Here is an 18,625-nt window from a genome sequence, read left to right on the forward strand (position 1 = left end):
GACACGGCCCGACAAGGCCGCGCCCGGTGAGAACAACCTGCGGTCGTCAGAAGGTGAGCTGGAGGCGGGTGTTGATCGTGTAGCCGTCGTCGGCACCGAGGTAGGAGCCGGAGCGGTTGTCGGTATCCCACAGCACCGCGTCAAAGAGGACCCGGCTGTAGTTGTTGAGGTACCAGTTTACGCCGACGGTCCACGCGTCGCCCTCGCCGCCGCCCGGCAGCTTGCCGTAGTCGAGCGACTCGTAGCGCGCCTTGAGCTCCCAGGCTCCCGCGCCGCCGGAGGTCACCGGATGCGCCACCTTTGCCCCGCCCCAAGTACCGGTGCTCGCATTGTATGCGGGCGTCGCTCCGCTCAGGAACCAGCCAGCCGAAACCGCGTACGCATCGTAGTCGCGCGCGCCCACGGCGGACTTTACCTCGCGCCGACCGTACTCGCCGTAAGCCCAAAAGGGACCGCGGAAACCGCCCAGCTCCACGCCATAGGCGCTCGCACTCGTCGCCCCGGCCAACGCGCCCGCGCGGGTTTTCACGTTGTCATTGAAGTGTCCGCCGATCGCCCAGTTGCGCACGATGCTGCCCTGGCCGGGAGCGAAGTCCTCGTAGGTGCCCCAGGCGCCGAGGTGCACGGTGCCGTTCTTGCCCTTGACCGGGTTGTAGTGGGCGCGCGCGCGGTAAGTCAGCGTGTCGTTGTTGTCGCCCGGGTTGCTCAGGTCGTTGCCCGTCACGCCGAGGCTGGCATGCCAATTGTCGCCGCCGACGCGCTCGGTGATCCCCACGCCGAAGGTGCCCGAGGCGGGCTGTAGCGCGAGGGCCACGACGTTGCGATCCTGGAAGGGCACGCTCGGCATGCCGCTCGCGCCGTCGATCCCCAGATCGTGGAGCCGGTTGCCCACGGTCAGGTCTGCGCTGTTGCCAAACAGCTTGTGCCCGAAGGCCACGTAAGCGCCTTTCCAGGCCGTCGTATTGTCGGCGAAGTCGCCCTCCAGCTCCCACCTGATCTGGTTGTACTTGCCCTCGAAACCGAGCCGCAGGCTGCGCACTTCGGTGCCCGAGTTGTTGAGCCCGCCGAAGCGCGAACCGCCCGTCCCCGAAAAGTCGATGAGCACCCGCCCGCGCGGCCGAAATGAGAGGCTGCCATCGGCACTCGTAAACTGCGGCGCGGCACCGCGCGACCAGTTGATCTTGGGCTGCCCTGCGGCCTGCTTTTCCAAAGCCTCCACGCGGTTGCTGACCTCGCTGGGGTAAAGGATTTTCGTGGCGGCAGGGGCAGCAGCGCCCGCCGTGGTGGGAGCACGCGGCGTGGCCTCGGCCCCACGCTCGGCAAGGGCGGCGAGCCGCGCCTCCAGTTGCTCGATCTGGCGCGCCTGAGCTTCGATCAGCCGCAGGAGCTGCGCATTATCAGGGACGGCGGAACTGGTGGCAGCGGCGGGTGTCGCATCACCATCAGCCGCGCGGGCTGCGCTGCCGCCAAATGTGGAGGCCAGGACTGCGCCGGCCAGCGCCGCAGTGCGTAGATTCGGGAAGAAGGATGGGTATTTCATGAGACGTTTAACTCCTCGGTTTGGCCCGCAGCTCAGCCACGGTTGGCCGACCTGCGTGGTGTTGAGATCGGGTTAAAGAAGGAACTTAAACATCAGTAAAATACTAAAAAACAAAAGTATTAAATAAGCATATGACACACTTCTAGTTGTGTCGGGCTAATGGGCTCCACCAAACCGCCTTCTAAAAGGGGTTTTAGCCTCTTTCAGTTTGTGGGCAGCTCGCTGGCCGCCCATCGGGGCGACGGCCCAGTTTTTTTCGGTGAACCAAAAAAATCGCCCGAATGGGTTTACGCCCTATTGAGGGGCTGCCCTTCGCAGCCGGGTTGACGGCGCATCAAGGCGAGTGCGGGAAGCGCGCTTGATGAGTCTCGCCCAAACGTCCGCTGCACGCTCGCAGCCGCACCACCTGCCCCGCCCGCCCCCATAAACGCGGTGCGCCGGCCCGCGCTTATTCGCTCAGCGTGAGCGCTCTCGCTGCTGCTCGCAGAGGCACTCGACTTGCCGTCCCTGGAGGACGGCCATGACGACTGCGGCCACGTCGGTGTTATCCACATATTGGCCGTTGTTCCAGCCGACGTACTTGGCATAGCGGGCGTCGAGGCCGCGCACGCGGCGGGCGAATTGCTCCGCGCCTGCGCCCTTGGCCCACAACGGCACGAGCGCGTTGCTGTGGCCGCCCGTGCGGCGAAAACTGAAGCCCGGCATGCGGCCCTTGCCGTTGTTGACGATCGGCTGAAAAGGCTCGGCCTGCGCATCCGGCCCAAAAGGCATCCCGTTACCGTGATCGGTGGTGATGATCAGGAGCGTTTCCTCCCAACTGCTGTTGGCCTCGACCCACTCGATCACCGCCACGACGGCGTCGTTGAAATCGAGGGTCTCCTCAATCAGGCGCCCGTACTCGGGCTGCGGCTGCGAGCTGGTGTGCGCGGCCCAATCGGTCGCGCCGCCTTCGATCATGACGAAGAAGCCGACATCGGAGCGACGCGCGAGGTGGCGCAGCGCACCGCGAGTCATCGTCGCCAGTGTCGGGACAGTCTTGATGTAGGCGACGCCGGAAGGGTTTGCCGCATCGTGGCCGACGACCTCGGCCTGGCGGTCGTATTGCAGCGTGGTCGCGACCTCGGGCACGCCGATCAGCGGGCCGTCGGGGCGGAGGCGCCCATCGGCCAGTGCCTCAAAACTGGCTTTGCTGCGGATCAGTTGCCAGGCGCGCGCGCTGCCGCGGGGCACAAGCGTGCCCGCCTCCAGTTGCTCCCAGTCATCGTCCGTCACGACGTGATGCAGGTAGCCGCTGCGAATCGCCGCCCACTCGTCGGCCCCCATTTCCGGATAGGGAACACCGTTTACATCGAAACCGCGCGCGCCCGCCGTGCCCATGATCACATCGAGGTGGCCTTGCGTGAGCATCTGGTGTGCGATGCCGAGGTAGTTGTTGCGCGAGTAATTTTGCGCGGCAAAGGCCGCGGGAGTCGCATGCGGGAAAGGCACGCTGGTCACCACGCCCGTCGCGCGGCCCGTGCGCTTGGCCACGAGCGTGCTGTAGTCCACAGGCTGGCCGTAGTTGTCGTAGTTGACCGCCGAGTTGTAAGTCTTGATTCCGGCGGAAAGCGCAGTGCCTGCGGCGGCACTGTCGGTCGGTGTCGTGTTGAGGTACTCATAGGCCGCGAAAGGCAGGACCTCGTTATCCGTCGGGTTAAGGTCCCAAGCCCGCTGCACATCGTAGCCCACCCGCGAAACCGTGTCGTAAGTCGGGCTACTCGACGGATTGAGCGGGAAAGTCGTCATCCCGTAGCGCGCGGGGAAATCCGCGTAGGGTAGCCCAGCCCGACTGCCATATTGCCAATAAGCCGTGGCATCCCAAGTGCCCCAACCCGCACCATCGTTGATCATCACGATCACATTTTTCGGCCGAGCCACCTGCACCTCGACAGCCCTCGATTCAGCAGAAGGCCCCTCCCCCGCGCGAGCCGCTCGTGCAACAGAAGCCGCAGAAAAAGCGACCCACACCAAAACGCCGGAAAGCAGCGCACGAAAAGCGGGCACACACCGCGAAACAATCAGCGACGAAGGAAAAGGGCGAAACTGGGGAATATGGGGAATACACCGAGTCATACCCGCAGCTCCTACACCACAGGCTCAAAACTGCGAAGCTTTTCGTCGGGCAAAACCGAAACGGTAACTGCGCTGGCACACAAACAGGCAGCAGCAATCGCCAGCCCCCGCGCGCAGAGCATATTAACAACCCGCACAGAGAGAATCGGGGCTTGATTTGGGGTATTAGACGCGCCTAGGGATTTCTACCCAACCCTGCTCTTGGAGCAGCTCCCCCCAAACGTCTGAAAACCTGAAGATCCCCCATATGAAGAAACTGTTCATGCTCTCGTTGGCAGCAGTACTGCACCTGCCGCTTTTTGCTGCAAAGCAAGTCGATAGAAACCCACCGCCGCTGAAAGTCCTGGCCATTGGCAACAGCTTCTCCGAAGACGCGGTCGAGCAATATCTCTTCGAGCTCGCGGCAGCCGCCGGTCGAGAAATCATCATTGGCAATCTCTATATTGGAGGCGCCCCGATCCACTTTCACGTGGATAATATCAAGGAAAACAAACACCCCTACAGCTATCGTAAAATCGAGTCGATGTATGTTAAAACAGTCACCCAAAACGTTACCCTAGCTCAGGGGATAGCAGACGAGGACTGGGACTACATCAGCGTGCAGCAAGTCAGCCCCGACTCTGGCCGATACGACGTCATCATGAAGCACCTGCCGCAGCTTTTGGCTTATATTCGCGAGCAGGCTCCAAATGCAAAAATCGTTTATCACCAAACCTGGGCCTACCAGCACGACTCCACACACGGTGGTTTCGCCAACTACGACCGCAGCCAGGAGAAAATGTATAACGCCATTATCGAGACGACCAGGAAGATCTCGGAGCTAAAAGATATTCATTTCATAATCCCCTGTGGCACCGCTGTTCAGAACGCACGAACCAGCTCACTCGGCGATACACTGACCAAAGACGGGTATCATCTCGAAATGACATACGGCCGCTTCATCGCTGCCTGTACCTGGTACGAAAAGCTCCTCGGCCTGGATGTGCGCAAAAACCCATACAAGCCCGACTCGATTACAGAACTCCAGAGCAGCATCGCCAAAGAAGCCGCCTACAAAGCAGTCAAAACGCCCTTCAAAGTCTCCAAAATCAAAAAGTAACCCCCTAACGAGCGCGCGACGGGTCGCGCGCTCGCCCATCTGCAATCCGCTTTCCCAGCTCCCCAATTGGCTGCTCAACCCATCGATAAGCGAAAGCTCCAAATACCAGGCAAACCGGCAGAAATACCGCAACGTATAGTGGTAAGGGCCAACCAGCCAATATGTTAAACAGTCCCGACTTGATGCCAATAACTACCGTATGGATAATGACCATATGCCAGAGGTAAGTTGAGTAGCTAGCACGCCCAACTACTCTCATAAGAGACAGTCTCACCGGTGCTAAAACTGCCCAGAAGAGAAATACAATAACCCAAAGGAGCAGAAATAAAAACTGCCGAACTTTCCCCTCATCCCCAAACGCTTTCCCTAACCATATATGATATAGGGATATAACCACCATCCCCGCCGCCACTCCGCCTACCCCAATGCAGCGAGACCAGTTGCACCTCTGCCCCCGTACTTTACTTCGCGGAAAATCTAGCCGCATAATCTCTCGCACACACGCTCCAAAAAACAGTAACGATAAGAAAACAGGTAGTCGCCCCCAAAGCCCTCTAGCGGAGGGAAGCGCAAGTCGGGAGAACGATAATGCAAGCGAAATAAGGTAAGCAGGGAAAACAATCCGCAGTCGCAATTTTCCGAATATCAAGAAAAGCAGCGCTAATACCACATAGGAGATAACGGTGACTTCCAGAGCCCAAAAGTGCCCAAGAACAATATCCACCTTGGCCAACGAGGGTAGCATGGTTAGTCCCCACCAGAATCGTCCATCCCAAAGAGTTCTATATTTCCCAAGGCTGCCAAGTATCAAAACGAACCAGAATGAAGGATAGAGCCTAAAAAAGCGAGAGATGGCAAATCGCCTAACAGCTAGAAATCGCTCTCCTCGCAGAGAGCCAGGGATCACATACCCACTGATAATAAAAAACACCAAAAAACCCTCGAACCCATTGCCCTCCTCTCCGAGTAAATTGTAAAGCCAAAAGCCGCCTCCCGCGACTTTATTAAATTGCCAGATTATATGATAAACAACAACTGCAACGCAGCCAAATGCGCGCAGGCTATCAATCTCGGCGAAACGCAGTTTTTTTGGTGGAAAACCGTTAGAAGGGCGGGAAACAGAAGACCATTGAGAACTCATCAAGTGCGAAGGTGTTGCACACCTTCATACCGACTGCCTTCAGGCGCACCGGTTGCACCATTTTGTGTCATAATTCGTTCCTCAGCAAAAACCTACCTTCAACCAAGCAACTTCAACATAGGGTCCCTCTCTCCCTGGCAGAAGATTGTCCGCCCCCCCTGGAGAATGGAGGTAGTCGCTTCCGGGATTGCACGCGCCAGCTACACTCGCTAACGCCCCTCCCGAGTGACCAGTTCGGCTCGGCTCACAGCTAGAATAATGTACTTGGGGCAAGTAATTCCTCAGATGATATCACTTTGGGGGAAGCTTTGGGTTTAGCGGGCTGTACCAAGGCGGGATCCGGTGGTGCCGGCAAGTCGGATGGTGACTCGGCTTCGTTGGCGAATGCAGCGGATATTGGTGATACGGTGAGCGCAGCGGGATGGTTCAGGGTGGCGGCGGGCGCATTTTCCGGAGGCTCGGCCACAGCGGGAGGCGACGGCGGCGCTTCCAGGAGTCGCAGGAACTCCGCTTGGTCGATGATGGGCACGCCGAGGCTGCGGGCTTTTTCGAGTTTCGAGCCGCCGTTTTCGCCTGCGAGCAGGTAGCTGGTTTTCTTGCTCACGGAGCTGCTCACCTTGCCGCCTGCGGCTTCGATTTTGGCCGCCGCTTCTTCGCGCGTCATGTCGGGCAGCGTGCCCGTGAGGACAAAGGTTTTACCCAAGAACACTGCCGGAGCAGCGCCCTCTCCGCTCCCTGCCGGCGGCACGGGCGCGATGCCCAGGTCGCGCAGGTCGGCGAGCAGCGTACGCGTCTGCGGCTGCTCAAAGTGCGCGACAATCGCGCGCGCCATCGTCTCGCCGATGCCCTCAACCAGGCTCTCCTTTTTCGGGCCCAGAAAATCGCTGAGCGAGGCTGCGGCCAATGCCTCCAGCGAGCCAAATCGCCGCGCCAAGTTTTTCGCCACGCTGGCGCCCACGTGCATGATGCCGAGGCCGTGAATCACTCGCCAGAGCTCGACGCGTTTGCTCGCCTCGATCGCCACCAGCAGCGCATCGGTCGATTTTTCGACGCGCTTGCCGAGTGTCAGCAGATCCTCGCGTCGCAGTCGATAGATGTCGGCGATGTCGCGCACCCAGCCCTTGGCCATGAGGGTCTCGACCATTGCCTCGCCGAGGCCGTCGATATCGACGCAGGCTTTCGACGCGTAGTGCCGCACTCGCGCGCGCGCCTGCGCCGGGCAATCGTAGTTTGGGCAGCGCAGCGCGACCTCGCCCTCGACGCGCACCAGTGGCGTGCCGCACTCGGGGCAAACTTGCGGCGGCTGGTAGGGCACGGGCATGCGGCGCGCGAGGTTTACGCCAACGACGATCGGGATGATCTCGCCCGCTTTTTCCACGAAAACCCAGTCGCCGATCCGGATGTCTTTTCGCGCGATTTCGTCGAAGTTGTGCAAGGTCGCGCGCGAGACAGTGGTGCCCGCAAGCTGCACGGGCCGCAGCTCGGCAACCGGCGTGAGCACGCCCGTGCGGCCGACTTGCAGCGTGATGTCGGTCAACAGCGTCTCGGCGCGCTCAGCCGCAAACTTGTAGGCAATCGCCCAGCGGGGGGCCTTGGCAGTCGCGCCCGCCTCGCGCTGAAGTGCCAGCGAGTCGAGCTTCACCACCGCACCGTCCGTCGCGTAGGCGAAGCGGCTGCGCAGCGACTCCAGCTCCTGCACCGCGCGCCACACTTCGTCGGCGCCCTGCGCCGTCCAAAACTTCTCCACGACAGGCAGCCCCCACTCGCGCAAGCGCGCCTGCACCGCACGCTGCGACTCGGGCAGTGCGCCGAGCGGCTCGCAGTGGCCGAGCGCGTAGAGCGCGATCTCGAGCCGGCGGCGCGCGACTTCGCTCGCCTCCTTTTGCTTGATGGTTCCAGCGCAGAGGTTGCGCGGATTGGCGTAGAGCGGCTCGCCTGCAGCAGCACGCTCGGCATTGATCCGCTCAAACTCGGCCAGGCTCATGAAGATCTCCCCGCGCACTTCGACCCGTTCCGGGAGCGGCGCGCCCGCGCTCGGCGTCAGCTCGCGCGGCAGGGTCGTGATCGTAAGCACATTGGCCGTGATGTCATCGCCCTCGATTCCGTTGCCGCGAGTGACAGCGCGGACGAGCCGGCCGCGCTCGTAAGTCAGGCTGACGGCGATCCCGTCGATCTTGGGCTCAACGACGTAAGCCAGCGGCGCCTGTCCGGCAGGATTGCCCTGCTGCCCAACTTCACCCTCGCCAGCGCACGCGCCCTCGTGCCCGAGCAGTTTTCGCAGCCGCGCGTCGAACTCGCGCAACTCGTCCGGTGAATACGTGTTGTCGAGGCTCTGCATCGGCTGCCGATGCCGATAAGTCGCAAAGCCGCTCGTGCGGTCGTCGCCGATTTTTCCCGTTGGCGAATCCGACGAGGCAAACTGCGGAAACTGCGCCTCCAGCCCCGCCAGATCGCGCAGCAGCGCATCGTACTCCGCATCGCTGATCTCGGGCTGCGAGTGTACGCGGTAGAGCAGCTCGTGCCGCGCAATCTCTGCGCGCAAGCGCGCGATTTTTTCGGCAACAGCGGCAAGGTCGGAGCCAGCGGGTTCGGGCACGGTCATCACCCGCGATTGGGGAGTAGCCGCCTCAAGTTTTCAACCCGCGCCTTGCAGTCTTGTGGCCTGCGCAGAAGCCCCCAACGTCTCGCCGCAATGAGCCCCTCCAAAACCGCTGCCGCCGCTGCGACGAAAGTCCCACCCAAACCACGCAGCGGCACGGGCCGCAAGCGCAGCGACATCAGCCCCGAGCGACTCGCCGCGCTCCACGCAGGCGCGCCCTCCACGCACCTAGTAGAAAACCTCGCGATTGACTTCGCCGTACTGATGGAGGCCGCGTTTCCCGAGCTCGAGGAAACCGTCATCGAAGAAATGGGCGAAGCCGCCGAGCTCGGCATCACCCAGCGCATGGCCCTCGCTGGCGAGCTGCTGCTGGAGCAGCTCGGCGAAACGGCCTTTGAAAAGCTGCTCACCCACGGCTCCGACACGGTACGCGGCTGGGCCTGCTACTTGCTCGCACGGCAGCCGAAGCTCTCGCTCAAACAGCGGCTCACCCGCATCCGCCCTCTGGCCGACGACCCACATTTCGGCGCGCGCGAATGGGCCTGGATGGCGCTGCGACCCGCCCTCGCCGCCGAGCTCGACGAAGCGATCTCGCTGCTCGTGCCGTGGACGCGCGAAAAGTCCGAGCGGCTGCGCCGCTGGGCTTGCGAAGCGCTGCGACCGCGCGGCGTCTGGTGCGCCCACATCGACACGCTCAAAACGCAGCCCGAGCTCGGCCTGCCCATCCTGGAGCCGCTCCGCGCCGATCCCTCCCCCTACGTCCAGGACTCGGTCGCCAATTGGCTAAACGACGCTTCGAAAACTCGCCCGGGCTGGGTTCGCGAGACTTGCGCGCGCTGGCTCAGCGAAAGCCTCTGCGCCGCCACGCAGCGCATCTGCAAACGCGCCCAGCGCTCCCTCCCGCCCCTGCCGCGCGCGTAAAATGTTTCGATTGCGCCGCGCCGGAAACTCACCGCGCCGGATTCGCCGCCGAGCCACGGCGCGTTCCCACAAACAAATGATACAGGTGCAAGCCGCACAGCACCGCGTTGGGAATGACGATCGGCCACAAAATCGCACCGGCATTAAATGCGCCATAAATCACAAACGAAACACAGCCGATACCATTGACCACACGGATCGCCTTAACCCCCTTGAAAACAAAACTTAGCACGACAAAAACCGAGGCCGCATAGCCCACGATCTCCGGCCAGGTCTCGGCGGTAAAAAGATTTGATAGAGTCATCGAAACACAGCTTAAAGCCACCGCCATCAAACGGCTCAACCCCAAGGCCCGCTCTGCTTAACAGTTATCAAAACACCCACTCACCCCGACAGTCTCCTCTTATGAAAACCGCCTCGAAACCTGCATCCCGAAAGAGTGCGACTGCGCACTTTCCCAAAATCGGCCAGATCGCCTACGAAGGCCCCGCCACCAAGAACCCCTTGGCCTTTCGGCACTACAACCCCGACGAAGTCTTCGACGGCAAACCGCTGAGCGAGCACCTGCGCTTCTCGGTCGCTTACTGGCACAGCTTTCGCGGCACCGGGGCCGACCCCTTCGGCTCGGGCACGATCACGCGCAAATGGGAGCAGGGCAAAGACGAGATCTCCGTCGCCAAGAAGCGCATGGATGCCGCCTTCGAGTTTTTCCAGAAACTCCAGTCGCCCTTCTGGGCCTTCCACGACCGCGACATCGCGCCCGAAGGCCGCACGCTGGCGCAGTCCAACAAAAACCTCGATAAACTCGTCGCCCACGCCAAAGCCCTGCAAAAGGCGACTGGCGTGAAACTCCTCTGGGGCACCGCCTGCCTCTTCACCAACCCGCGCTACATGGCAGGCGCGGCGACCAACCCCGACGCACACGTCTTCGCCTACGCCGCCGCGCAAGTGAAGAAAGCGATCGAAGTCACCCAAGAGCTCGGCGGCGAAAACTACGTCTTCTGGGGCGGCCGCGAAGGCTACGACACGCTCCTCAACACCGACCTGAAGCGCGAGCAAGAGCACCTCGCACGCTTCATGCACATGGCGGTCGATCACGCAAAGGCCATCGGCTTCAAAGGCCAGTTCCTCATCGAGCCCAAGCCCAAGGAGCCCACCAAACACCAGTACGACTTCGACGTCGCCTCCGGCATCGCCTTCCTGCGCACCTTTGGCCTCGAAAAGCACTTCAAGTTCAACATCGAGACCAACCACGCGACCCTCGCCGGCCACACCTTCTCGCACGAGATCGAAGTCGCCGCCTCGCAAGGCCTGCTCGGCTCCATCGACGCCAATGCGGGCGACGTGCTCCTCGGCTGGGACACCGACCAGTTCAACACCGACGTGCGCGAGCTCACGCTCGCCATGGTCTCGATCCTGCGCGCGGGCGGCCTCGGCTCCGGCGGGCTCAACTTCGACGCCAAGCTGCGCCGCCAGTCCATCGACCTGGACGACCTCTTCCACGCACACATCGGCGGCATGGACTCCTACGCGCTCGCCTTCAAAATCGCGCGCCAGATCCTCGCCGACGGGCAGCTCGACGCCTTCGTCGCCGAGCGCTACTCCTCCTACGACGGCGGCTACGGTGCCGAAATCGAAAGCGGCAAGGCGACCTTCAAGAGCCTCGAAAAACTCGTCCTCGGCAAACTCGGCGAGCCCAAGCTGCGCTCCGGCAAACAAGAGCTGCTGGAAAACCTCATCAGCTCCTACCTCCACGGCTAGAAAGGGACTGCGCTTATTACCCGCGTGCGCAAAATCGCAGCACCCGCGGGTATAAACGCAGCCAGGCTCGACGCCCGCCCCCTCTCTCAGTCCATCACAGGCCGCTCACGGAACCAACCGTAGCGGCCTGTTTTTTTACACAGGAGGAAACCGCCCTGCCTCCAGCCTCCTGTTTCATCGCGTGTCCGGCGGCCCTCGGGAAAGCCAGCCTGGCAGCGGCCGGATGAGAAAGCGCGCGCAGCAGGTGCGCACGCACTGATACTTGTTGGCGGGGAGCGATTGCATCCAGACTCTGCGCTGCCCATGCGCCTGCTGACGATTCTCCTGCTGTTTTTCTCGGCCTTTGTTTTTACTGGCTGTGCGACGAAGACTGCGCGGCGCAGTGCCGAGGCAAACCTTGCCCAGTTTAGCCGCGTGTATGTCGAGACGCGGCTAAACGATAACCACGCCATTGATGCCATGATCGCCGCCGAGCTGCGCCGCCGCGGTTTCCAGGCCAGCCACGGGCACCTCACCATGATGCCCGAGGATACCGAAATCCTCATCACCTACGACGCCCGCTGGACCTGGGACTTCCGCTCCTACCTTATCGAGCTGCACCTGAGCGCGGCCCACGCGCGCACGAAAAAACTGATCGCTACCGGCCACTACCGCCAACCCGGCCTCATCCCCAAAAAGCCCGAGGGAATGATCGCTACACTCTTTGACAAACTCCTCGACTAAGAGGCCAGCCACCGCGACCGCCACGCCGCGCTCCGGCTTTCACAGGAGTTGCGCGGCGGGAGAGAGGAGCCTTACGCCGGAGTGACAGTCGCTGACTGTTTGCGCTCGCCTTGGGCCTCTACGCGGTCAACGGAAGCGCAGCACGCTCCCCAAAAAAAATGACTACACCCTCTGCTCCTACTCCCGCTGACTCCGAGTTTGTCGCTACTTGGGCGACTTCGATTCTGCCCCTCGGGGTGGATCATCTCACGCCCAGGCTCGACGACGCAATCTTGATCCAGAACGTCCGCGTCTCCGCGGGCGGCGACCGCGTCCGGCTCCACTTCAGTAATCTCTACGGCGAGAGCGAGCTTGTCATCGCAGCCGCCTCGCTCGCGCTCCTTCCGAAAGGCGACACCAACGCCACCGAGCCCAAGGCACAGCACACGCCGCTCACCGTCGGCGGCCAACGCACATTTACGATCCCCGCAGGGCAGGACGCCGTTTCCGATGCGGTTGATTTCCCCCTGCCCGCGCTGAGCGACGTCGCCATCACGCTGCACATCAAGAAGGCCCCCGCGACACACAGCGGCCACGGCAGCGCCCCCGCCGTGTCGAGGAGCTTCTACCGCCACGCCCAATCGACGACGCCCGATCAATACGGACGCGCCCCGCGCTGGTTCTTCATCCACGCCCTCGACGTCGCCACGACTGCGACGCCGCGCGGCGCCATCGTCCTGCTCGGCGACTCGATCACCGATGGTGGCGTCGGCCCGTCCTCCCACTTGCGCTGGGGCGACGAGCTCGCCCGCCGACTGCACAGCACGGGCGAGGCGAGCGGCATCGGTGTCCTTAACAAAGGCATTTCCGGAAACTGCCTCCTGCACAAAGCGTCCAACGGCCCCACGGCACCGGACCGCCTTGAGCGCGACGTGCTCCAGCAAAGCGGTGCACGCTGGCTCGTCGTTTACATCGGCGTAAACGACTGCGGCCAATGCGGCCTCTCGCACGAAGCCGGAGACAGCGCGCCGACTGCCGCCGAGCTCATCGCCACCTACGAGCAGATAATCGACCGCGCGCATACGGCCGGGCTCAAAGTCTACGGGGCCACGATCCCTCCTTTTAAAGGCGCGGGCTACTGGCGGGAAACCGGCGAGGCGCACCGCAAGGCGATTAACGAATGGGCGCGCACGCAGGGCCGCTACGACGCGATCATCGACTTCGAAGCCGTCCTGCGCGACCCGACCGATCCAGACTACCTCGCCGAGAAGTACGACACGGGCGATTTCCTGCACCCCTCGGCCGCAGGCTTCTACGCGATGGCACACGCCATCGATCTCGGGTTGTTCAAGTGAGGGGAAGCCGCGCGCGCCTCTGCGGCAGCGCTTCGATCTTCAATCCCCCCAAAAAAACAAGGCTCTGAAATTTCGCATTTCAGAGCCTCGTAGTGTTATGTGGAGAAAATGGCAGGCCGCGCCGCGGGTGAGTTCACATTTCCATGAACATGCAGCCGAGGCATATCGCGCCAAGTAGCATCACTATAGGAGCCATAGTTTATCGATGTCTTCGGTTTAATTATCGTTTGAGATCGGAGGGAGCCTTCTTATCGGCCAAGCGGCGGCGGCTGGAGAAGAAGAAAGCAAAGAGGAGTGACTGCGGGATTGAGAAGGGATTCATCGGCCCATACGCGTATCCGCCGCACCCGTTTTCCGATAAACCCAAACGCATACGTACCCGCACCAGCCAGATAAGTAGAATCCGCAGCGCGCAGGCAGGCCAGCGGCCCGGCGGTTTCGCTCCGGCTCGCGCGTCTCGCGAGGTGCGCAAAACGCGCCCAAAGGCACATTAGCGCAGGCGGACGAAAAGGCAGGCGGCGATGCCGGTCATTCCGGCATTGGGGAGCCAGGCGGCCAGCGCGGGGTCGAGTACTTGCTTCACGGCGAGCGAGCTCGCGAGGTTCATCAGCACGTAGTACAAAAAGAAGAGTCCGATCGATTTTGACACGCCGACCGCCGGATTCACCCGCACACCGGAGGCAGCAAAGGGAATCGCCAGCGCGATCACGATCAGCGGGCCCAGCGTATCGGCCACGAGGCCGAAGTAGCGCACGGCATAGGCGGCCCCTTTCGCACCGGCCCCCTCGGCCGCGTAGTAATCGACCAGGCGACGCAGCTCGAAAAACGACAAGTCCGCCGGCCGCCGATCCACGGTGAGCATCAGCGCGGGCTCTTCGTCATAACCCGCTTCAAAGTGCTCTGCGAAAGGGCGCGGCTCGCGGATTTCTCCCGTCTCCGGATTAAAGAAAAGCTCCTGGCCATTCGCGAAAACCCAGCCGCCGCGCGCAGGGTCAGGCCAGGCCTGCGCCGCGACGATTCGCCGCGCCTCGCGCCGCCCTCCCGCCACGCCCGCCCCAGCATTTGCCGCTGCGCCTGACGCAGCGTCCGCGCCTCGCACCTCGCGCGCCTCTCCTGTGTCGAACACCGAGACCGTCACTCCGTAGGCCCGCTGGGTGAACTGGCTGTAGCGGTTGATGAACCACAGGCGCCCGCCCGCCCCCTCCCGCCCCGCCGTGCGGTTGTCGAAGCCGATGCGCCGCTGCGCGCCAATCGCATCTTCCGGCTGCGACTCCGCCCTGTGGCGAAACTCCAGCGAGTCGCGCAGCGCGCGCGATGTCTCCACCGACCACGGGACGACGCTCGCATTGAGCACCCCGGTCACCGCGCACATCAGCAGCCCCACGAGCCACACCGGCACCGTGATTCGCCAAAGCCCAACCCCCGCTGCGCGCAGAGCGACCAGCTCGCCCGCCCGATGAAGCCGCCCCAGCGCGTACAACAGCGAGAGCAGCAACGCGACCGGCAGCACGATCGCCAAAAACCCGGGCAGCGTGACCAGCACGTACAGCCCGAAATCCGCCACCCCCGCCCCGAGGTCGCTCAACATCCGAAAGTCATCGTAGAGCACTTGCACGAGGAGCAGCCCGATCATGGCCGCCAGGACGAGCGCCAAGACCTGCAACCACTCGCGCAACAAATGACGATCATAGATACTCACGGGGGAAAAGAGGCGGAGACAGAAAACCGTGGCCCCTCCCGATGCAAAGGCATTCACTCGCCGAACCCGTTTGAGTGCCCCAGCTCTCCCCCCTCAAATTCTCTCCGAATCGCAGAGTCACTCTCCCACCATTTTCACAATGAAGAACCCGACCCGCCGCACTCTCCTACTCCTCCTTCCGCTCCTGCTCGCGCTCACCGGCTGCGCCCCCAAACACGCTGGAGACAGCGACGAAATCCTGATCGGCGAAATCTCCTCGCTCACAGGAAAGGAAGGCGCCTTTGGGCAGGGCGCACACCGCGGCATCGTGCTCGCGCTCGAAACCGCCAATGCACGCGGCGGCGTCCTCGGTCGCCCACTGCGCCTCATCAGCGAGGACAACCAGTCAAAGGCGGGCGAGTCCGCCACGGCTGCGCGCAAGCTCATCTCGCGCAACAAGGTCGTCGCCATCCTCGGCGAAGTCGTATCCAGCCGCTCACTGGAAATCGCCTCCATCGCGCAGCTCACGAAGACTCCGATGATCTCCCCGGCCTCCACCGCCGAGAGCGTCACGCAAGCGGGCGACTACGTGTTTCGCGTGTGCTTTCTCGACTCCTTCCAGGGCACCGTCATGGCGAAGTTTGCGCGCGAGTCACTGGGGCTACAGCGCGTCGCCATCCTCTCCTCGGTCTCCTCCGCCTACAGCGTCGGCCTCGCCAAGCACTTTAAAGATACCTTCCTCGCCGAGGGCGGCACGATCGCCGCCGAGCAGCGCTTCGCCGAAGGCGACAAGGACTTTAAGGCCCAGCTCACCGCCATCAAAGCCAGCGGCGCAGACGCCATCTACGTGCCCGCCTACTACACCGAGACCGCCCTCATCTCCAAGCAGGCGCGCGAACTCGGGATCACCGTCCCGCTCATGGGTGGCGACGGCTGGGGCGAGCCCGAGCTCATCGAAATCGGCGGCGACGCCGTCGAGGGCATCTACTACTCGACCCACTACTCACCCGACAACCAGGCCCCGCAGGTCGTCGAATTCGTCAAAAACTACCGCGCGCGCTGGGACGGCGAAACGCCCGGCGCCTTCGCCGCGCTCGGCTACGATGCCGCACTGCTGCTCATCAATGCCCTGGAACGCGCCGGGACGACCGACCCCGCCGCGCTGCGCGACGCACTCGCCTCCACCCGCGACCTGCCCGGCGTCACCGGCCGCACCGACATCGACGAAAACCGCAACGCCTCCAAAGCCGCCACTATCATGACCGTGCGCTGCGGCCAGTTCATCTACGTGAGCGAAGTCGCCCCGTAGAAGGTAAACGATGCCCCGCCACTGCGCGGTGGGGCGGTGGCGGGGCGCCACCGCTGCACGCGTAGTGCGGTCTTTTCTTTAGTAGGCGAGCTCCACCATTTGGTGCGCGGTAAACTCGGGCACGGTGAAGCGCACCGTGCATTCGCCACCCGCGCCGTCACCTGTGCCCGCTTCTCCGCCGCCGGCGCGGCCGCTGTTGCCCGCAGCGGGGGTCTTCGCGGCCTGCGCCGCAAATTCGAGCGAAGTCCTTGAGGGCACGAGGCGGACGGTTTTCGGCAGCCGCGGCAGCCGCAGCGTGAGCTCCACGCCGCGCAGCGGGACGAGGTCTTCTATTATCTCAATCGGCTTCCCGTTAAACGTGCCGCGCACGTTCGTCGGCGCGTAGAGCAGGTGGGCCACGTAGCGACGCTCGGCAGCTTGCTCCAGCACGTTTACGCGCCCGCTCGTCGGCAGCGCGGCCGTCTCGACCGGCAGCGTGCCGCCGAAGAGATGCCGCAGCGCGGCCTCGAAAAAATCGCGATACAGCGGCTGCCCCTGACGGCGATACGCCGTAAACAAATCGTGCGCGAAGTAGGCGATTTGCTCGCTCGCGACAGCCGCCGGAGAGAGCGGCTGTGCCGCTTGCGCGGGCGCATCGGGCGTGTGCTGGTGCGAGCAGAAGCGCTCCCAAGTGCGGTTGAAATACGGCACGCGCCGCGCTGCGAGAATCGCGACTGCGCTCACTGCGCCCGCCGCCGGGGCACTCGCCTGCTCGCCGAGCTCGACCTCGTAGGCGCCGCCGTGAATCACGATGGGCGACTTGACCGGCACGCGCGGAGTGAGCGCAGTCGCCAGCAGGTAGTCGGGGTCGTAGGGGCTCCGCCCGCGCAGGCTCACGCCCGCCACGGGCGGCAGTGCGAAGGCATCGCGCGCTTCGTTGAGCAGGGCCGAGCCCGCCGCGAGGATCCGCCCACCGCGCGCGAGAAAGGCCTGCGCTTGCTCGCGCTTGGCCGCGCTCATCACAAAGCCCTCGGGCAGGACGACGACCTCGTAGCCGTCCCACGACGCGTGCTCGTCGAGCACGACAAAGGGCTGGTGCAGCTCCAGAAGCATCCGCCCCGCGCCTTCGTCAGCCGCCAGCCCGCTCGTGTGGTCGGCACTCCAGCGCGCCTGATTTTGGCGCGAGCTCACAATCGCGATTTTCGCCACGGGGCGCACCGCCCCGCACCAGGGCTCCTTGGCCTCGACCTCGGCATAGGCCTCGCCGATCAGCGCATAGGTATCGGGGTTCATCTCGCCGCTCGGGTGGAGCTGGTCGCCGATGCTGCACTTGGCGCCGTAGGCGAGCATCGCCGCGCATTCGTAGCGCAGCGCATTGGCGCGCTTGAAGCCGCCGAACTCGCCCCACGTGTTGTGAAACTTGCCCGTCATCCCGAGGAAGTCCTTGGGCCGCGTGATCACATGGCGCGCGAGCAGCGGGAAGTGGTCGTAGCCCCAACCGCCCGTGGGCAACGATTCGAGCTCGAAGTGCGTGTTGAAATCCTGGGCGCGGTGGTTGCCCAGCGAGACGTCGCCCGAGTTGTGAAGCACGGGGGTGTCCGCGCGCACGGACTTCGCCGCGGCGGTCGTGCGCTCGAAGTAGCGGTACAGCACCGACTCGGCGTACTGGCGCGCATCGGCCTCGTCCTCCGAGTTGAGCCCCGCAGCGCGCATTTCCTCCAGCGCATCGTCGCTGTAGTCGAGCTGCGCCGAGATGATGTCCAGGAATATCCCATCGTTATCCGGCCAACGCTGCACCACCTCCTCGATCTGCGCGCACAGGTAGTCGAGGTACGGCGAGTTGAAGCGCAGCATCCGCCAGCTCGATTTAAAGGGCACGGCAGTCGTCCCGTCGCGCCGCTTGACGATCCACTCGGGGTGCTGGTGCGCCGCGTACTCGTCGAGCCCCGCGCTCAGGTAGATGGGGCAGCGCACGTCGATCTCGCGGCAGGCCTCGATCTGGCGGGCGAGCAGGTCCGTCTGCAAATGCGGATGGCGGGCGCCGACACGCGTCGGGTGGTAGCTGTAGCCGTGGTGGCATTTGGAAAACAGCGTGATCGAGTTTACGCGGCCCCGCTTCAGGGCTTCTTGAAAACGCAGTTTGTCAAACGACGCGCCGATCCCGGGGATCGCGCCACTGGTGTGAAAGTCGAGGTGAACTTGCCGGAAACGTAGGGGCTTCATTGGGGAGAAAAAGGGTGGTGGGGAATTTTCAGACTCCCACTGAGCGTGGGGCGGTGGCGAGTCGCCACTTCCATTTAATTTGGGAATCGGTTCCGCCGCTACGCGGCGGAACGCAGCCCCCACTGCGCGTGGGGCGGCCCTACGCGGGCGGCGGCGGGCAGTGCCCGCTCCCATTTACTGTGCGGCTTTTTTTTGGGGGGTCCGCC

13 protein-coding genes are annotated in these 18,625 nt (G+C 63.2%); 6 read left to right on the forward strand and 7 right to left on the reverse strand.

What is annotated here, in order from left to right; all coding sequences use genetic code 11:
* Window positions 1–46: 46 nt before the first annotated feature.
* Window positions 47–1,540, reverse strand: a complete 1,494-nt coding sequence (locus AXK11_RS00255) for an OprO/OprP family phosphate-selective porin (RefSeq protein WP_082780697.1) — start codon at window positions 1,538–1,540, stop codon at window positions 47–49.
* Between the two features lie 456 nt (window positions 1,541–1,996).
* Window positions 1,997–3,565, reverse strand: coding sequence for an alkaline phosphatase (locus tag AXK11_RS00260; RefSeq protein ID WP_068628196.1), 1,569 nt, complete (start codon window positions 3,563–3,565; stop codon window positions 1,997–1,999).
* Between the two features lie 349 nt (window positions 3,566–3,914).
* Here AXK11_RS00260 and AXK11_RS00265 point away from each other — a divergent pair, with 349 nt between their 5' ends.
* A complete protein-coding gene (locus tag AXK11_RS00265) occupies window positions 3,915–4,751 on the forward strand; it encodes a DUF4886 domain-containing protein (protein ID WP_197456724.1) in 837 nt (278 codons plus the stop codon).
* A gap of 4 nt (window positions 4,752–4,755) precedes the next feature.
* On the opposite strand, the gene AXK11_RS09140 is transcribed toward AXK11_RS00265, so the two are convergent.
* Together AXK11_RS09140 and ligA are read right to left on the reverse strand one after the other, a co-directional pair.
* Window positions 4,756–5,892: an acyltransferase family protein gene (locus AXK11_RS09140; protein ID WP_082780699.1), complete on the reverse strand. Its 1,137-nt coding sequence runs from the start codon at window positions 5,890–5,892 to the stop codon at window positions 4,756–4,758.
* 250 nt (window positions 5,893–6,142) lie between these two features.
* Entirely contained in the window at window positions 6,143–8,494 is a 2,352-nt protein-coding gene (ligA, locus tag AXK11_RS00270) for an NAD-dependent DNA ligase LigA (RefSeq protein ID WP_068628174.1), read from the reverse strand.
* Window positions 8,495–8,584: 90 nt separating this feature from the next.
* On the opposite strand from ligA, the gene AXK11_RS00275 reads away from it, so the two are divergent.
* Window positions 8,585–9,412: a DNA alkylation repair protein gene (locus AXK11_RS00275; RefSeq protein ID WP_068628175.1), complete on the forward strand. Its 828-nt coding sequence runs from the start codon at window positions 8,585–8,587 to the stop codon at window positions 9,410–9,412.
* 28 nt (window positions 9,413–9,440) lie between these two features.
* On the opposite strand, the gene AXK11_RS00280 is transcribed toward AXK11_RS00275, so the two are convergent.
* Entirely contained in the window at window positions 9,441–9,716 is a 276-nt protein-coding gene (locus AXK11_RS00280) for a hypothetical protein (protein WP_068628179.1), read from the reverse strand.
* Between the two features lie 101 nt (window positions 9,717–9,817).
* Here AXK11_RS00280 and xylA point away from each other — a divergent pair, with 101 nt between their 5' ends.
* The 3 genes from xylA to AXK11_RS00295 all read left to right on the forward strand — a co-directional run bounded on the left by xylA (window position 9,818) and on the right by AXK11_RS00295 (window position 13,230).
* A complete protein-coding gene (xylA, locus tag AXK11_RS00285) occupies window positions 9,818–11,173 on the forward strand; it encodes a xylose isomerase (protein WP_068628181.1) in 1,356 nt (451 codons plus the stop codon).
* 303 nt (window positions 11,174–11,476) lie between these two features.
* On the forward strand, window positions 11,477–11,896 hold the full coding sequence (locus AXK11_RS00290; RefSeq protein ID WP_068628182.1) for a hypothetical protein: 420 nt from the start codon (window positions 11,477–11,479) through the stop codon (window positions 11,894–11,896).
* A 158-nt stretch (window positions 11,897–12,054) separates the two neighbouring features.
* Window positions 12,055–13,230: an SGNH/GDSL hydrolase family protein gene (locus AXK11_RS00295; RefSeq protein WP_068628183.1), complete on the forward strand. Its 1,176-nt coding sequence runs from the start codon at window positions 12,055–12,057 to the stop codon at window positions 13,228–13,230.
* A gap of 490 nt (window positions 13,231–13,720) precedes the next feature.
* On the opposite strand, the gene AXK11_RS00300 is transcribed toward AXK11_RS00295, so the two are convergent.
* A complete protein-coding gene (locus AXK11_RS00300; protein WP_068628198.1) occupies window positions 13,721–14,929 on the reverse strand; it encodes an LptF/LptG family permease in 1,209 nt (402 codons plus the stop codon).
* Between the two features lie 139 nt (window positions 14,930–15,068).
* Between AXK11_RS00300 and AXK11_RS00305 the strand changes: the two genes are divergently transcribed.
* Window positions 15,069–16,217 (forward strand): ABC transporter substrate-binding protein, encoded by a 1,149-nt coding sequence (locus AXK11_RS00305; RefSeq protein ID WP_082780701.1) that lies wholly within the window; start codon window positions 15,069–15,071, stop codon window positions 16,215–16,217.
* A gap of 78 nt (window positions 16,218–16,295) precedes the next feature.
* Here the strand turns inward: AXK11_RS00305 and AXK11_RS00310 are convergent, their stop codons facing one another.
* Window positions 16,296–18,419, reverse strand: coding sequence for an alpha-amylase family protein (locus AXK11_RS00310; protein ID WP_068628187.1), 2,124 nt, complete (start codon window positions 18,417–18,419; stop codon window positions 16,296–16,298).
* Window positions 18,420–18,625 lie beyond the last annotated feature (206 nt).

Origin of the sequence: Cephaloticoccus primus (assembly GCF_001580015.1) — a bacterium.
Classification (GTDB): domain Bacteria; phylum Verrucomicrobiota; class Verrucomicrobiia; order Opitutales; family Opitutaceae; genus Cephaloticoccus; species Cephaloticoccus primus.

Coding starts and splice junctions, on each gene's coding strand:
- AXK11_RS00255 (WP_082780697.1), bottom strand. CDS start 1,540: ATGAAATACCCATCCTTCTTCCCGAATCTACGCACTGCGGCGCTGGCC.
- AXK11_RS00265 (WP_197456724.1), top strand. CDS start 3,915: ATGCTCTCGTTGGCAGCAGTACTGCACCTGCCGCTTTTTGCTGCAAAG.
- AXK11_RS09140 (WP_082780699.1), bottom strand. CDS start 5,892: ATGAGTTCTCAATGGTCTTCTGTTTCCCGCCCTTCTAACGGTTTTCCA.
- ligA (WP_068628174.1), bottom strand. CDS start 8,494: ATGACCGTGCCCGAACCCGCTGGCTCCGACCTTGCCGCTGTTGCCGAA.
- AXK11_RS00275 (WP_068628175.1), top strand. CDS start 8,585: ATGAGCCCCTCCAAAACCGCTGCCGCCGCTGCGACGAAAGTCCCACCC.
- AXK11_RS00280 (WP_068628179.1), bottom strand. CDS start 9,716: ATGACTCTATCAAATCTTTTTACCGCCGAGACCTGGCCGGAGATCGTG.
- xylA (WP_068628181.1), top strand. CDS start 9,818: ATGAAAACCGCCTCGAAACCTGCATCCCGAAAGAGTGCGACTGCGCAC.
- AXK11_RS00290 (WP_068628182.1), top strand. CDS start 11,477: ATGCGCCTGCTGACGATTCTCCTGCTGTTTTTCTCGGCCTTTGTTTTT.
- AXK11_RS00295 (WP_068628183.1), top strand. CDS start 12,055: ATGACTACACCCTCTGCTCCTACTCCCGCTGACTCCGAGTTTGTCGCT.
- AXK11_RS00305 (WP_082780701.1), top strand. CDS start 15,069: ATGAAGAACCCGACCCGCCGCACTCTCCTACTCCTCCTTCCGCTCCTG.
- AXK11_RS00310 (WP_068628187.1), bottom strand. CDS start 18,419: ATGAAGCCCCTACGTTTCCGGCAAGTTCACCTCGACTTTCACACCAGT.